A 14,924-nucleotide genomic window follows, 5' to 3' on the forward strand; every position below is an offset into this window, starting at 1 on the left:
AGGGACGGTCAGGCGGGCAGCAGCCACTGCTGGTTGGCGGCGCCGAAGCAGTCCCAGATCTGCAGCCGGGTGCCGTTCGCGGAGCTGGGCCCGGTGGCGTCCAGACAGCGGCCGGAGACCGGGTTGACCAGGGTGCTGTTGGCGCCGGTCTGCCATTGCTGGGCGGCGGTGCCGTTGCAGTCCCAGAGCTGGACCTTGGTGCCGTTGGCCGTCCCGGCGCTGGTGACGTCCAGGCACTTGCCGAGCGCCTGGAGCGAACCGTCCGCCGCCACCGTCCAGTTCTGCGCGGCGGTGCCGTTGCAGTCGTAGAGCTGGACGGCGGCGCCGTTGGCGCTGCTCGCCGCCGCGACGTCCACGCACTTGCCGCCGTAGCCGCTGATCCGGCCGGTCGGACGCGGTGAAGTTCCGCCGCCGGTGATGGAGTTGAAGGTGCGGGCGAACTGGTACGGGCTCTGCGAGGTGCCGCTGCAGGAGTCCGAGAGGGTGCCGTTGCCGGCGCACGCCTTGTCCCGGCCGAGCGCCCAGAAGGCGAGCAGCTGGATGCCCTTGGCGGCGGCGAAGTTGGCCAGCGTGGTGGCGTTGCCGGTGCTGAACACCTCGGCCTGGGTGTCGTTGACCCCGATCATCGGGGTGTTGCCCTCCATCGCCCAGAGCTGCTGGTCGGTCTTGCCGGTCCAGATGTTCCCGAGCTGGCCGCGCAGGGCGGTGGCGGCGTCGGTGGCGGCCTTGCCCATGTCCATCGCGGGGCCGTAGTCCATGGTCATGATGTTGACCACGCCGACGTCCAGCCCCCGGCTCTTGGCGTTGCCCAGCAGGCTGAGCGAATTCGCTTCCAGGCCAGTCGGGTTGACCGGCAGGGTGTAGTGCACGGCGAGTCTGCGGCCGGCTGCCGCGTACTCCTGCTGGAGCTGGGCGAGGGCCTGGTTGCGACGGTCGTTGGCGGCGGTGTCGTTGAGCGAGCCGCCCTCGATGTCGAGGTCGATCTTCGTCAGGTTGAGGGTGTCGACCACCCGCTTGTACTGGGCCTTCAGGCCGCTGACCGAGGTACAGGCCTGGCCGAGTTCGGTGCCGGCCGCGCCGCCGAAGGAGGCGATCACGTCGCCGCCGGCCGCCCGCAGGCTGTTGATCGCCGACTGCCAACCTCCGTCGGTGATCGGAGTGTTGCCATTGAAGGTGGCGTTGCAGCTGCCGTCGCTGATCACGAATGCCAGGGTGAAGTACTTCAGCCCGGTGGCGGCCCGGGCGTCGGCCATCGCGGTCGGCGACTTCCAGGTCTCCACGTAGGGGGCGGCGTACTGAGCGGGGAAGCCGGGGCCCGGGTTGGCGGCGGCGTGTGCCGCGGTGGTGGCCAGGCCGGTGGGGAGCAGGGCGAGCAGCGCGGCCAGGGCAGGCAGGCGCCAGGAGGTACGGGACATGGGGGTTCTCCAGGGGGCTTTGTGGGGGGAGCGCTCTCCGGGGAGGGTGGCACGGAGTCAACTAGAGCCGTACGGCGTCGTCAAGAGTTCGGCTGGAAGGTTTCCTTACTGATCAGGCGTCAACTGTCGAATCATGGCTGTGACGTGCAAGGCAGTCTGTGTTCAGTAGTTGACGAACATTCAGCGAATGGTCCAGACCTTGACGCCGCCCAGCCTCCAGGAGTTGAATCAGCGGCCATCCCCCACCCCACAAGGAGTTCACCGTGCTCCGAATCCCCCGCGCCGCCACCGGCCTGCTCGCCGGGGCCCTGGTCGCCACCGGCCTGCTGGCCGCCGCCCCCACCGCCACCGCCGCCGGAGAGTCCGTCGCGGTCTGGCTCACCACCACCGACGACGCCGGCGGCCGCCACGTCACCCGCGGCCTCCAGCCCCAGGCCGCGGTCGCCTTCGCGGCGGGCGGCGGCGCGGGCCAGCAGATCACCGTGGACGAGAGCGTCCGCTACCAGCAATTCACCGGTGGCGGAGCCTCGTTCACCGACACCGCCGCCTGGCTGCTGAACAGCAGCGGCGCGCTCTCGGCGGCCACCCGGGACGCCACCATGCGCAAGCTGTTCTCGCCGACCGAAGGCATCGGCCTGTCGCTGACCCGCAATCCGATGGGCTCCTCCGACCTGGCCCGGTTCGGGTACACCTACGACGACCGCCCGGCCGGGCAGACCGACCCGACCCTGGCGAACTTCTCCGTCGCGCACGACCTGGCGGACGTCCTGCCGCTGACCAGGCAGGCCAAGCAGCTCAACCCGGCCCTCACCACGATCGCCAGCCCCTGGACCGCCCCGGCCTGGATGAAGGACAGCGGCAGCCTGAACGGCGGCTGGCTGAAGTCCGAGTACTACGCCGCGTACGCCCAGTACTTTGCCAAGTACGTGCAGGCGTACCAGGCCCAGGGCGTGCCGGTGGACTACCTCACCGTGCAGAACGAGCCGACCTGCTGCGGCGGTTACCCCTCGATGAGCTGGAACGGCGCGGGGCTGGCGTACTTCACCAAGAACAGCCTGCTACCCGCCCTGCAGGGTGCCGGGCTGACCAGCAAGGTGCTCGCGCTGGACTGGAACTGGGACCAGTACACGGGCTACGGCGCCCCGGTGGTGGACGACCCGGCGATCCGCAGTCACCCCAACTTCGGCGGCATCGCCTGGCACGGCTACGGCGGAGACGTGGCGACCCAGACCACCGTGCACAACCAGTACCCGGCCGTGGACGCGTTCGGCACCGAGCACTCCGGTGGTACCTGGATCGCCGACCAGCAGCGCGAGGACATGCGCAACATCATCGACTACACCCGCAACTGGGCGAAGTCGGTGACCAAGTGGAGCCTGGCGGTGGACCAGAACATGGGCCCGCACTACGGCGGTTGCGGCACCTGCACCGGGCTGGTCACGGTGCAGAACGGCGGCAGCCGGGCCGGGCAGGTGGACTACACGGTGGAGTACTACACCATGGGTCACCTGACCAAGTTCGTCCGCCCGGGCGCGTACCGGATCGCCTCCACCGCCAACTCGGCGGTGCCGAACGTGGCCTGGCAGAACCCGGACGGTTCGAAGGCGCTGATCGCGTACAACGACAGCGGCTCCGCGCAGAGCGTCCGGGTCAACTGGGGTGGCCAGAGCTTCGGTTACCAGCTCCCGGCGAAGACCTCGGCGACCTTCACCTGGAACGGCGGGCAGAGCAGCGGCGGCGGCCGGATCACCGGCCTGGCCGGCAAGTGCCTGGACGTGGCGGGCGCGAGCAGCGCCAACGGCACCGCCGTCCAGCTCTGGGACTGCAACGGTACCGCCGCGCAGACCTGGACGGCCGGGGCGGACGGCACCGTGCGCGCGCTCGGCAAGTGCCTGGATGTGGCAGCCGCGAACAGTGCGGACGGCGCCAAGGTCCAGCTCTGGGACTGCAACGGCAGTGCGGCGCAGAGCTGGTCGCCGAACGCCGACGGCACGCTGCGGGCGCTCGGCAAGTGCCTGGACGTGACCGGGAACAGCTCGGCGAACGGTACGCCGACCCAGCTGTGGACCTGCTTCGGCGGGGCCAACCAGCGCTGGACGATGCCCGCCGCCTGACCGGCCGGTGCGGGGGTGGGCCGTCAACTGGCGTGACGCAAAGAAGCATTGACAAAAGGGGCATGTGCACGCCAGCTTGGTTCCACCCCCACACCGAGAGGCAGTTCTCATGAAGAAGCCGCTCATCGGAGCGTCCTGCTCGCTCCTGCTCGCCGGCGCCGCCGGGCTCACCGGCATCACCCCCGCCTTCGCCGCCCAGACCCCCACCGCCACGGTCGCCGCCGTGGACTTCGCGGGCACCGTGGCGCTCAGCAACTGCTCCGGATCGCTGATCAGGATGCCGAGTTCGGTGGCCACCGACCCGGCGCTGATCCTCTCCAACGGTCACTGTCTGGAGACCGGCTTCCCGGCCGCCGGCCAGGTGCTGACCAACCGCAGCTCCAACCGGTCCTTCTCGCTGCTCAACTCCTCGGGCAGCAAGGTCGCCACGCTGCGCGCCAACAAGATGGTCTACGGCACGATGACCGACACCGATGTGTCGATCTACCAGCTGAACACCACCTACGCGGCGATCAAGAGCTCGTACGGGATCAACCCGCTGACCGTGGCCGCCACCCACCCGGTCGCGGGCACCGCGATCAAGGTGGTCTCCGGCTACTGGAAGCGGATCTACTCCTGCAACGCCGACGCCTTCGTCTACCGACTGAAGGAGGGCGCGTGGACCTGGAAGGACTCCATGCGCTACACCTCCAGCTGCAACACCATCGGCGGCACCTCGGGCTCCCCGGTGGTCGACGTCGCCACCGGGCAGGTGGTCGCGGTGAACAACACCGGCAACGAGGACGGCGCGAGCTGCACCGACAACAACCCCTGCGAGGTCGACCAGAACGGCACGGTGACGGTCCGTCAGGGCATCAACTACGCCCAGCAGACGTACTGGATACCCGGCTGCTTCGGTACCGGCAACAAGCTCGACCTCGCCAAGGCGGGCTGCGCGCTCCCCAAGCCGTGACACCCGGCCCGGCCGCCCTCGCGGGGGCGGCCGGGCGCCTCAGCGAACGTCAGGAAGCGTTCCGCCGCACCCGCAGCGCCCACAGCACCAGCGGGATCTGCCCGGGGACCCGGGCCAGCGCGGCGCCCCGCAGCGCGGCCGGGCGGTTCCGCCAGTCGTACGCCATCTGGATGTTGGCCGGCAGGACGGCGGCGAACAGGCCGGCGGCCGCCAGCGCGCCCACCCGCCGGGTCCGTGGCAGCGCCACCGCGGCGCCAACGGCGAGTTCCGCCACGCCACTTGCGTACGTCCACTGCCGGGGCGTCCCCGGCAGGGCGCGCGGCACGATCGCGTCGAACTGACGCGGCACCACGAAGTGGGCGACACCGGCGCCGAGCAGCAGCCCGCTCAGCAGCTTGGCGGAACGCGTGGACACGGGGCCTCCCGGCGGGATTTCCGGCGCCGGACGGCGCCGCGACTGTTACCGGAGAGTAGCCGTCAGGGGTGCTCCGGCGAAAGGAGCGGCGGCTGTTACAGAGTCGCCCGGTGACCGTTACACGACCGGCCGGGCACCGTGAGGTCGGGTTCCTAACGTCTGCCGTACCAACTACCGGCCACCGGGCCGGGAGTGGTGAGCATTCGGGAGGAACTCTCATGGCAGGTACCACGACCGTCCGGCGCGCGGTGCGCCTCGCGCTGGTCTCCGCAGGCGTCGTCGGCGCGCTGGCCCTCTCCGGTTCGGCCGCCTTCGCCGACGGTACGCCGAGTGTGGCCCCCTCTGCCGTGGCCTCGGGCCCGGCGGTCTCGGCTCCGGCCGGCAGCGGTGTCAAGCCTTCGGTCGCGCCGACCACGCCCGCCAAGGGGGACGCGCAGGTGAAGGTCACGCCCAAGGGCGGGGCGCAGACCGGCGAGGCCGACAGCGGCAGCTCCACCGGCACCCTGGTCATCGGCTCGGGCCTGGCCGCCGTGGGCGCGGCCGGGATCGGCTTCGCCATCGTGCGTCGCCGTGCCGGCGCACAGGGCTAGCCGCCGCCGAGGCCGTCGGCGCCCCTCGTGGGCGCCGGCGGCCACGGCCGGCGCCCTCGCCCTCACCAGCGGGATCGTGCTGCTCGGCGGCTCCGCCGAACCGCCGCCGGTGCGGATCAACACCGTTCTGTCGACCCCGGCCGACCTCCCGCCGGCCACCGCCCCGCCGAGCACCGCCCCCGGCCGGGCGGCCACCGGGCCGGTCGCACCGCCGGTCCGGCTGACGATCCCGCGGATGGGCGTGGACGCACCCGTCGAACCGAGCGGGCTGAACGCCGACGGCACGGTGGAGGTCCCACCGATGGACCGCCCCGGCCAGGTCGGCTGGTACCGCAACGGCCCGGCCCCGGGCCAGACCGGCCCGGCCGTACTGCTCGGCCACCTGGACACCCGCAAGGGCCCGGCGGTCTTCAACCGCGTCCGCGAACTCAGGCCGGGCGACCGGATCGACATCCGCCGCCAGGACGGCAGCGGCGTCTCGTACCGGGTGCGCGAGCTGCGGCAGTTCCCCAAGAGCGGCTTCCCCACCGAGCTGGTGTACGGCGACACCGACACCCCGCAGCTGCGGCTGATCACCTGCGGCGGCTCGCTGTCCGGCAACGGGCACTACACCGACAACATCATCGTCCTCGCCGACCTGATCCCTTAGCGGGGCCAACAGGCTGCTGACGGACCGTCGGGCCGGGCCGGTCCGGCGGTCAGGCAGACTGGACCACCGACCCGAGGCTTCCGAAAGGCGCATCCGACGTGACGAGATGGCTCAGCCGCACCGTCCTGACCTGGGGCGTCGTCGTGCTCGCGGCGGTCGCGGCCGTCTCCGGCTGCGGCGCCGCCGGGCAGCTGCACGACGCCGGCCCGGCCCGTCCGATCGCCGCCCGTCCGATCGCCCAGCCGCTCTGGGCCGCCGAGACATCCGCCGCGGCGGCTTCCGAGGCGACCGTCCCGGCGCCGGCCCCGCTGCCAGGCATCACCGTGTCGGGCGACGACATCCGCACCGTCGAGGTCCGGAGCGTCCTGGAGAAGGACCCGGCCCTGCGGGCCGAGGAGCAGAAGGCGCTGACCGGGTGTCAGGGGTGCACGGTGCGGCCCCCGGAGTACCGGGACGTCAGCGGGGACGGCCGGGTGGAGCTGATCACCGCCGTGCTGACCGGCTCGGAGACCGGCTACCTGCACGTCTACACCCTGCGGGACGGCCGGCTGTACGCGGCGCTCGCCCAGCGGGTGGTGTCCGGCTTCACGGCCGAGACCGTGGGCCAGGACCTGGTCGTGCGCGAGCCCAACGGCTCGCAGGTGCGGACCGCCACCACCTACCAGTGGACGGACCTCCGGCTGGCGCCGCTCACCGGTCCTGCGGCGGACGCCACCCTCTGCGAGCCGACGCCGGCGCCAGCGCCCACGGCCGTCCCGAGCGTCGATCCGAAGGCGGGCCGTCCGAAGACCGGCAGCCCCGGGCCGCAGGTCTCGATCGCCCCGTCCCTCCCACCGGGCAAGAGCTCCGGACCCGTACCGGTGAAGCCGAGCTGATGAGCGGCCCCGTGAGCAACCTCGTGAGCAGGTCAGTGAGCAACCAGGTGAGCAACCCCGTGAGTACCGTCGTACCCGCCACCCCGCGCATCCTGCTGGTCGAGGACGACGAGGTGATCCGCGAGGCCACCCGGATGGCGCTGGAGCGCTACGGGTTCCCGGTCGACACCGCCGCCGACGGTCTTGAGGGCCTGGAACGGTTCCGCGCGCAGCGGCCCGACATCCTGCTGCTCGACGTGATGCTGCCGCTGCTCGATGGCGTCGGGCTGTGCCGCCGGATCCGGGAGGAGAGCCAGTTGCCGATCCTGATGATGTCGGCCCGCACCGAGCCGATCGACGTCGTCTCCGGCCTGGAGGCCGGGGCCGACGACTACATCACCAAACCCTTCGAGACCGCTGTCCTGGTGGCCCGGATCCGCACTGTGCTGCGGCGCACCAGGACGGTGCCCGAGCCGCCCGCCGAGGCGCCCGCGCAGCCCGCGCCGGAGCCGCCGCGCTCCGTACGGGTGATCGACGGCCTGGAGGTCGACACCGATGCGATGGAGGTGCGAGTGGCGGGCCGTCAAGTGCCGCTCACCCCGACCGAGTTGCGGCTGCTGCTGGAGTTCACCGCCGCGCCCGGCATCGTGCTGGAGCGGCAGACCCTGCTGGAGCGGGTCTGGGACTACTCCTGGGGCGCCGACAGCCGGGTGGTGGACGTGCACGTGCAGCGCCTGCGCGCCAAGATCGGGGCGGCCAGGATCGAGACCATCCGGGGCTTCGGCTACAAGCTGCGGCGGTCCGGATGAACCTGCGCCGTCAGATCGCCGCGACCGTCGCGCTGGTCTCCTTCCTGGTCGCCATCACGGTCGGGCTGCTGGTGCACCGCGCTTCGGTCGCCCAGCACGTCGAGCAGGCCAGGAAGTCGGCCGAGAACGCGCTCGACTCGGTGCTCACCGGGTACGCCCGCAACGGTGAGCTGGTCGGCTGGAAGGCCGACACCGACGATGTCGAACTCCCTTCGGAGCTGCGGCGGTTGGCCGAGCGGGGCCGCCGCGGCTCGCTGCTCGGCCCCAGCCGGGACGGCACCGCGATGTGGGCCGCCGCGGGCATCGGCACCGGCCTCCCGCCCGCGCAGGTGATCTCCGTCCGGGTGGACTACGCAGACGACGAGCAGGCCATCGCCCAGCTCGACCGGACCATCCTGATCTCGGCCACGCTGTCCGTCGCCGTCACCGTGCTGGCCGGGGTGTTCGCCGCCGACCGGATCAGCAGCCGCCTGCGCACGGCGGCCCGCAGCGCCCGCAGCATCGCCCAGGGCGATCTGACGGCCCGGATCGGATCGCTCGGCCGTCCGCGCGACGAGGTGGCCGAACTCGCGGCGGCCGTCGACTCGATGTCGGCCGTGCTGAGCAGCAAGCTGGCCAACGAGCAGCGGTTCACCGCCGACGTCGCGCACGAGCTGCGCACCCCCTTGACCGGGCTGCTGACCGCGGCCGAACTGCTGCCGCCCGGCCGTCCGACCGAGCTGGTGCAGGGCCGGGTCCGGGTGCTGTGCAGCCTGACCGAGGACCTGTTGGAGGTGTCCCGGCTGGACGCCGGGGCCGACCGCCTCGAGCTCTCCGTCGTACCGCTCGGGTCGGTGGTGGCCCGGATGGTCGCGGCCGCCGGGGCGCCGACCGAGCTGCTGGTCGACACCGACGCCGAGGTCACCACCGACGTCCGCAGGCTCGACCGGATCGTCTCCAACCTGGTCGCCAACGCCCACCGGCACGGCGGTGCCCCGGTCCTGGTCCGGGTCGACGGCGCCACTCTGACGGTCCGTGACCACGGCCCCGGCTTCCCGGAGGCGGTGCTGAGCGAGGGCCCGCAGCGCTTCCGGACCGGCGCCCGCGAGCGGGGGCACGGCCACGGCCTCGGCCTCACCATCGCCCAGGGCCACGCCGAGGCGCTCGGCATCACCCTGCGGCTGCGCAACGACCCGGCCGGCGGCGCGGTCGCCGAGCTGCGGCTGCCGACCGGCTGACCGGTCGCCGTCCGAATGTACGGGTGACACGGGGCCCGGCTCTGTTCGAAGCAGTGAATCAGTGCTTCAATCCTTGCTGTGGCATACCGACGCACCCCCGCCGTACAGGCCAGGCTGGACGCCCAGCGCGTGATCGTGCTGGCCGCCGCCGTCGACCTGCTGGCCGAACGCGGCTACGCGGGCTGCTCGATGGCCGCCGTCGCGGACCGCGCCGGGATCGCCACCGGCAGCATGTACCGGTACTTCTCGGGCAAGGCCGAGCTCTCGGTCGAGCTGTTCCGGACGGTGGTGCTCCGCGAGGTGGCCGCCGTCGAGACGGCCGTCGCCAAGGCCGAGGCCGACGGCGCCGGGCCGCACGGGCGGGTCGCCGCCGTGGTGCGGACCTTCGCGGCCCGGGCGCTCAAGGCGCCCCGGCTGGCCTACGCCCTGCTGGCCGAACCGGCCGACCAGGTGGTGGACGCCGAGCGGCTGGTGTTCCGGCAGGCCTTCCGCGACCTGATCGCCGCCCAGATCGCCCCGGCCGTCGCCGACGGCCGACTCCCGGACCAGGACGCCGGGTTGACCGCTGCCGCCCTGGTCGGCGCGATCGGCGAGGCCCTGGTCGGCCCGCTCGCAGCCGGCCGGGCCCAGGACGACCTGATCCCAGCCCTGGTCACCTTCACCCAGCGCGCCCTCGGGGGCGTCAACGCCGATGCCCTGGGAGGGCACAGTGCCGATCACGCATGAGGTCACCAACCAGGTGCCCGACCTGTACGGCCACGACGTGGCCGCCGACCCGACCCTGCTGGCCGCCCTGCACCGGGCCGGCGCCGGCTGGGCCGAGTCGCGGCTGCACGAGCTCGGCCGGCTCGCCGGGACCGAACAGGCCGCCGACTGGGGCCGGTTGGCCAACGACAACCCGCCGGTGCTGCGCACCCACGACCGGTACGGGCACCGGATCGACGAGGTGGAGTTCCACCCCGCCTGGCACCAGCTGATGACCGTCGCGGTGGAGCACGGCCTGCACGCCGCCCCCTGGGCGGACGCCCGGCCGGGCGCGCACACCGCCCGGGCCGCCGGGTTCTACGTCTGGGGCCAGGTCGAGGCCGGGCACAGCTGCCCGGTCTCGATGACCTACGCCTCGGTGCCCGCCCTCCGTGCCACCCCCGAACTGGCCGCGCGGTACGAGCCGTTGCTCACCGCCACCACGTACGACTTCGGCCTCCGCGAGCCGCACGGCAAGCGCGGGCTGATCGCGGGCATGTCGATGACCGAGAAGCAGGGCGGCTCGGACGTCCGGACCAACACCACCACCGCGACCCCGCACGCCGACGGCACGTACCGGATCACCGGCCACAAGTGGTTCACCTCGGCGCCGATGTCGGACGTCTTCCTGACGCTGGCTCAGGCCCCGGGCGGGCTGAGCTGCTTCCTGCTGCCGCGGGTGCTGCCGGACGGCAGCCGGAACCGGCTGCTGATCCAGCGGCTCAAGGAGAAGCTCGGCAACCGCTCGAACGCCTCCGCCGAGCTGGAGTACGACGGGGCGGTCGGCTGGCTGGTCGGCGAGGAGGGCCGGGGCGTGCCGACCATCATCGAGATGGTCAACATGACCCGGCTGGACTGCACCCTGGGCGCCGCCTCCGGGATGCGGCTCGGCGCGGTCCGGGCGCTGCACCACACCACCCACCGCCGGGCGTTCGGCGCCGCGCTGGTGGACCAGCCGCTGATGCGCAACGTGCTGGCCGACCTGGTGATCGAGTCCGAGGCGGCCACCGCCGTCGCCCTGCGGCTGGCCGAGGCCACCGACCGGGCGCTAACCGGGGACCAACAGGAGGTGCTGGTCCGGCGGTTGGGCCTGGCGGCGGCCAAGTACTGGGTCTGCAAGCGCGGTCCGATGCACGCGGCCGAGGCGTTGGAGTGCTTCGGCGGCAACGGCTACGTCGAGGAGTCCGGCATGCCCCGGCTCTACCGGGAAGCCCCGCTGGTCTCGATCTGGGAGGGCTCGGGCAGCGTCGCCGCGCTGGACGCGCTGCGGGCGATGGCCCGTCGGCCGGAGACCGTCCAGGCCCTGTTCACCGAACTGGAGGCCGCCGCCGGGGCCGACCACCGGCTGGACGCCGCCGTGACCGCGCTGCGCAAGCAGCTCGGCGATACGGCCGAACTCGAGTACCGCACCCGGCGGCTGGTCGAGCGGATCGCGCTGGTCTTCCAGGGCTCGCTGCTGGTCCGGTACGGCGATCCGGCGGTGGCCGACGCGTTCTGCGCCTCCCGGCTGGGCGGCGACCACGGCGGCGCCTTCGGCACCCTGCCGACCGGGGTGGACACGGCGGCCGTACTGGCCCGGGCGGAGGCCGTGCCGGGTGTCTGAGGCGGCGGAAGTCCGGGCGTTCTGGCAGGAGTTGGGCCTGCCGGGGCTGGTCGACGTGCACACCCACTTCATGCCGGAGCGGGTGCTCGCCAAGGTCTGGGCCTACTTCGACGCGGCCGGACCGCTGACCGGCCGGCCCTGGCCGATCTCGTACCGCCAGGAGGAGCAGCAACGGCTGGACCGGCTGCGGGAGTTCGGGGTGCGGGCGTTCACCGCGATGCTCTACCCGCACAAGCCCGGGATGGCCGCCTGGCTGAACGCCTGGGCCGCCGACTTCGCCGCCCGCACCCCGGACTGCCTGCACACCGCGACCTTCTTCCCCGAGCCGGGCGCCGAGCAGTACGTGACCACCGCGCTGGACGCGGGCGCCCGGGTCTTCAAGTCCCACCTCCAGGTGGGCGGTTACCACCCGGCCGACCCGCTGCTGGACGCGGTCTGGGGGCAACTGGCGGAGGCCGGAGTCCCGGTGGTCACCCACTGCGGCTCGGGACCGGTCCCCGGCAAGCACACCGGCCCCGGCCCGATCGGCGAGGTGCTCGAACGGCACCCCCGGCTCCGGCTGGTGGTCGCCCACCTGGGCCTGCCCGAGTACGACGAGTTCCTCGGCCTCACCGAGCGCTTCCCGGAGGTCCGGCTGGACACCACCATGGTGTTCACCGACTTCACCGAGGAACTCTCGCCGTTCCCCCGGGAGTTGCTGCCCCGGCTGGCCGCCCTGGGCGACCGGGTGCTGCTCGGCACCGACTTCCCCAACATCCCCTACCGCTACCTGCACCAGCTGCACGCGCTGGCCGGGCTCGGCCTGGGGGAGGACTGGCTACGGGCGGTCTGTCACCACAACGCGGCCCGGCTGTTCGGCCTCGACTGAGCGGGTCAGGCGCCGGTGGTCGAGCCCGGGCGGATCACCATCAGGACGACGACCACGGCCCACAGGAGGTTGAAGACGCCGGCGGTCATCGGCAGCAGCCGCAGGCCCTTGTCGGCGCGGGTCCGCTCCTCGGCGTTCCCCGGAGCGTCCAGGGAGTCGATGGTGGCCTGCTGGCCCGGCACCACGAAGAGCAGCATCAGGGCAGCCGCGACGGCGGTCAGCACGATCGAGGTGATCAGCCAGGGGTCGCCCATCACGTCCATCGCCTGGGCCGTGCCGACGCCCAGCAGCGGGACGGCCAGGCCGAGCAGCGCGTAGACCTGGGTGATCCGGTGCAGCAGCCGGGTGGCGGCGGCCTGCAACTGTTCGGCGCCTCCGGTGCTTTCGGTCAGCGCGGCCCGCGCCCGGCGCGGGAACATGCTCACCGCGACGGCCACCGGGCCGATGAACAGCACCGAGGCCAGCACGTGCAGGCTCAACAGCAGCTTGGCCATGGGGGAGTTCCTTCCGAAGACCGATCGGTTCAGAACCTAACACCCGGCCGGCGCAGCCCCGCCGGGTGGGTCGGCGGCCCCGAGGCGGCCGTCCGGAGGATGCGGTGCGGCCCACCGGCGTGGCGGAACAGACCGGGACGAAACGGGCTGTTCACTAGGTCGGTCGAGCCGCCTTACGGCGGGACCACAGCCGATCGGAGCAGTCACGTGCGCCACGTCCCGGGCCGGCCGGCCCAGCAGCGCTCGCCCCTGGGCCGTCGGCTGACCCTGGTGGCCGCCGCCGCGGTGCTGCCGGTGGCGGCGCTGAGCGTGCTGGTGACCGCCGCCCCGCTGTCGCCGCCGCTCGGACCGTGCAGCGGGCCGAACTGCCCGAGCACCTGGCCGCCGCCGCACAACGGTGACGTGGTCGGCCGGGACGCGACCATCAACGTCTTCGTCGGCGGCAACTACACCGTCCAGGGCCGGGCTGCCGAGGCCGAAGGCAAGGTGGTCACGCTCGGCGACCTGACGGTGAACAAGACCGGCGGCGGACTGTTCAACATGGCCGTGGCCGGGGTCGGTTCACGCGTCGTACCGCCGGACGGCACCGACTTCGTCACGGTCGGCGGCAACGTCACGGTGCACCCCACCAACACCGTGGAGGTCGGCGGGGCCGCCAACACCTCCGGCGCCCTGGCCTACGGCAATCTCCGCTACGGCGGCACCCTGACCGGCACGGTGAACGTGGTCCCGACCGGCCAGGCGATCCAGGACGCCAACGCCAAGAGCCAGTACGCCGGACTGCCCGCCCAGATCGCCGAACTCTCCACCTGCGCGGGCACCGCGACCGCCAACGGCACGGTGACCGTCTCGGGCAACCAGGTCGCCTTCACCGGCGACGGCACCAGCGCCCGGCAGATCTTCAACGTGCCGGGGAACATCGGGTCGTTGACCAGCGCGGCCGACCTGAGCATCACGGGCATCCCGGCCGGGGCGACCGTGGTGATCAACATGCTCGGCACCGCCCCGGTCATCAACACCAACACCGGTACCGGGCTGGCGGGTGACCCGTTCACCGACCTGCGCTCGCGGCTGATGTGGAACTTCCCGAACGCCACCACCTCGACCATCATGGGCGGCGCCCAGTTCCAGGGCTCGATGATGGCGGCTCAGCCGACCGGGACCACCAGCATCAGCACGCCGGGCTTCAACGGCCGGGTCTACCTGGCGGGCAACCTGATCCAGCTCGGCAGCTCCGGCAGCGAGGTGCACAACTACCCGTTCGACGGCGACCTGCCGGAGTGCGCCACGCCCACCCCGACCCCGAGCCCCTCGGACAGCCCGACGCCGACGCCGACACCCACGCCGTCGCCCAGCCCCTCGGAGAGCACGACGCCGTCCCCGAGCCCCTCCGGGAGCACCCCGGCACCCAGCAGCAGCACCCCGGCGCCGGAGAGCTCCAGCGCCGGGCCGACCACCTCCGCCCCGGCGAGCGCCAGCGCCAGCGCGAGCGGCGGCTCCCAACTCCCGGACACCGGAGTCGGATCGGCCGCCCCGCTCGGCCTGGCGGCCGGTGGGCTGGCCACCGCGGGCGGGGTCGCCTTCTGGGTCGCCCGCCGCCGGGGCCGCCACAGCTGACGCTGCCACAGCTGGCGCCACGACAGCTGACGCGGCCCGAGCACCCGCAAGGGCTCAGTGCTCGGCGAAGAACCGTTCCACGCTGTCCCGCCGGTCGGCGAACTCACCGAGGGGTTCGCCGACCACCCGGCCGGCCAGCTCGACGGCCAGCATGCCGACGTCGGCCCGGAGTTCGAGCTCGGCCAGCTCGCGGTCGACCGCCAGCGTCGCCCGGGCCGCCGTCACCAGGGCCTCCCGTTCGGCCAGGCCCTCGGCCCGGGCCGCCGCGACCAGGGCGGCGCCCTCCTCCGCGGCTCCCTGGCGGATCCGGGCGGCTTCGTGGTGCGCCTCGTTGAGCACCCGGCGGTACTCCGCGAATATCTCCCGGGCCTCGGCCTGGAGCCCCTCGGAGTAGTCGAGCCGGCCTTCGATGGCGTCGTGGCGATCGGCCAGGGTGCGTTCCAGGCGCGGGAACAGCACCCGCCCGAGCACGATCGTGATCACGGCGAACAGGGCGAGGCCGAAGAGCATCGCGGGCAGGTCGGGCTGGAGCGGTCCGATGTCCAGTTTCATGCCGTGACTGTACGAGCTGACGTCAAGTCAT

15 protein-coding genes are annotated in these 14,924 nt (G+C 72.7%); 11 read left to right on the forward strand and 4 right to left on the reverse strand.

Going from position 1 to position 14,924, the window contains the following annotated elements:
• Positions 1–8 precede the first annotated feature (8 nt).
• Positions 9–1,415, reverse strand: a complete 1,407-nt coding sequence (locus tag F4556_RS26350; protein ID WP_184920249.1) for a chitinase — start codon at positions 1,413–1,415, stop codon at positions 9–11.
• A 263-nt stretch (positions 1,416–1,678) separates the two neighbouring features.
• On the opposite strand from F4556_RS26350, the gene F4556_RS26355 reads away from it, so the two are divergent.
• A complete protein-coding gene (locus F4556_RS26355) occupies positions 1,679–3,529 on the forward strand; it encodes a ricin-type beta-trefoil lectin domain protein (RefSeq protein ID WP_184920251.1) in 1,851 nt (616 codons plus the stop codon).
• A 109-nt stretch (positions 3,530–3,638) separates the two neighbouring features.
• Positions 3,639–4,481: a trypsin-like serine peptidase gene (locus F4556_RS26360; protein WP_184920253.1), complete on the forward strand. Its 843-nt coding sequence runs from the start codon at positions 3,639–3,641 to the stop codon at positions 4,479–4,481.
• A gap of 49 nt (positions 4,482–4,530) precedes the next feature.
• Here the strand turns inward: F4556_RS26360 and F4556_RS26365 are convergent, their stop codons facing one another.
• Positions 4,531–4,896, reverse strand: a complete 366-nt coding sequence (locus F4556_RS26365; protein WP_313068645.1) for a DoxX family protein — start codon at positions 4,894–4,896, stop codon at positions 4,531–4,533.
• Positions 4,897–5,114: 218 nt separating this feature from the next.
• Here F4556_RS26365 and F4556_RS26370 point away from each other — a divergent pair, with 218 nt between their 5' ends.
• The 8 genes from F4556_RS26370 (at position 5,115) to F4556_RS26405 (ending at position 12,230) form a co-directional block, all read left to right on the forward strand.
• Entirely contained in the window at positions 5,115–5,486 is a 372-nt protein-coding gene (locus F4556_RS26370; protein WP_184920255.1) for a hypothetical protein, read from the forward strand.
• Positions 5,467–6,135 carry a class F sortase gene (locus F4556_RS26375; RefSeq protein ID WP_184920257.1) on the forward strand — a complete coding sequence of 223 codons (669 nt, stop codon included), beginning with the start codon at positions 5,467–5,469 and terminating at the stop codon, positions 6,133–6,135. Before F4556_RS26370 ends, F4556_RS26375 begins: the two co-directional genes overlap by 20 nt.
• Positions 6,136–6,233: 98 nt before the next feature.
• Positions 6,234–7,010: a hypothetical protein gene (locus F4556_RS26380; RefSeq protein WP_184920259.1), complete on the forward strand. Its 777-nt coding sequence runs from the start codon at positions 6,234–6,236 to the stop codon at positions 7,008–7,010.
• A 134-nt stretch (positions 7,011–7,144) separates the two neighbouring features.
• Positions 7,145–7,798 (forward strand): response regulator, encoded by a 654-nt coding sequence (locus F4556_RS26385; protein ID WP_246511799.1) that lies wholly within the window; start codon positions 7,145–7,147, stop codon positions 7,796–7,798.
• Positions 7,795–9,015 carry an ATP-binding protein gene (locus F4556_RS26390; RefSeq protein WP_184920263.1) on the forward strand — a complete coding sequence of 407 codons (1,221 nt, stop codon included), beginning with the start codon at positions 7,795–7,797 and terminating at the stop codon, positions 9,013–9,015. Before F4556_RS26385 ends, F4556_RS26390 begins: the two co-directional genes overlap by 4 nt.
• A gap of 78 nt (positions 9,016–9,093) precedes the next feature.
• On the forward strand, positions 9,094–9,741 hold the full coding sequence (locus F4556_RS26395; RefSeq protein ID WP_184920265.1) for a TetR/AcrR family transcriptional regulator: 648 nt from the start codon (positions 9,094–9,096) through the stop codon (positions 9,739–9,741).
• On the forward strand, positions 9,725–11,362 hold the full coding sequence (locus F4556_RS26400; protein WP_184920267.1) for an acyl-CoA dehydrogenase family protein: 1,638 nt from the start codon (positions 9,725–9,727) through the stop codon (positions 11,360–11,362). The genes F4556_RS26395 and F4556_RS26400 overlap by 17 nt, the downstream gene beginning before the upstream one ends.
• A complete protein-coding gene (locus tag F4556_RS26405; protein ID WP_184920269.1) occupies positions 11,355–12,230 on the forward strand; it encodes an amidohydrolase family protein in 876 nt (291 codons plus the stop codon). The genes F4556_RS26400 and F4556_RS26405 overlap by 8 nt, the downstream gene beginning before the upstream one ends.
• Before the next feature lie 5 nt (positions 12,231–12,235).
• On the opposite strand, the gene F4556_RS26410 is transcribed toward F4556_RS26405, so the two are convergent.
• On the reverse strand, positions 12,236–12,724 hold the full coding sequence (locus F4556_RS26410; RefSeq protein ID WP_184920271.1) for a DUF2269 family protein: 489 nt from the start codon (positions 12,722–12,724) through the stop codon (positions 12,236–12,238).
• Positions 12,725–12,931: 207 nt separating this feature from the next.
• On the opposite strand from F4556_RS26410, the gene F4556_RS26415 reads away from it, so the two are divergent.
• On the forward strand, positions 12,932–14,341 hold the full coding sequence (locus F4556_RS26415) for a choice-of-anchor A family protein (RefSeq protein WP_184920273.1): 1,410 nt from the start codon (positions 12,932–12,934) through the stop codon (positions 14,339–14,341).
• Between the two features lie 54 nt (positions 14,342–14,395).
• Here the strand turns inward: F4556_RS26415 and F4556_RS26420 are convergent, their stop codons facing one another.
• Positions 14,396–14,893: a F0F1 ATP synthase subunit B gene (locus tag F4556_RS26420; protein WP_221503704.1), complete on the reverse strand. Its 498-nt coding sequence runs from the start codon at positions 14,891–14,893 to the stop codon at positions 14,396–14,398.
• Positions 14,894–14,924: the final 31 nt, after the last annotated feature.

Source organism: Kitasatospora gansuensis, assembly GCF_014203705.1.
Classification (GTDB): Bacteria; Actinomycetota; Actinomycetes; order Streptomycetales; family Streptomycetaceae; genus Kitasatospora; species Kitasatospora gansuensis.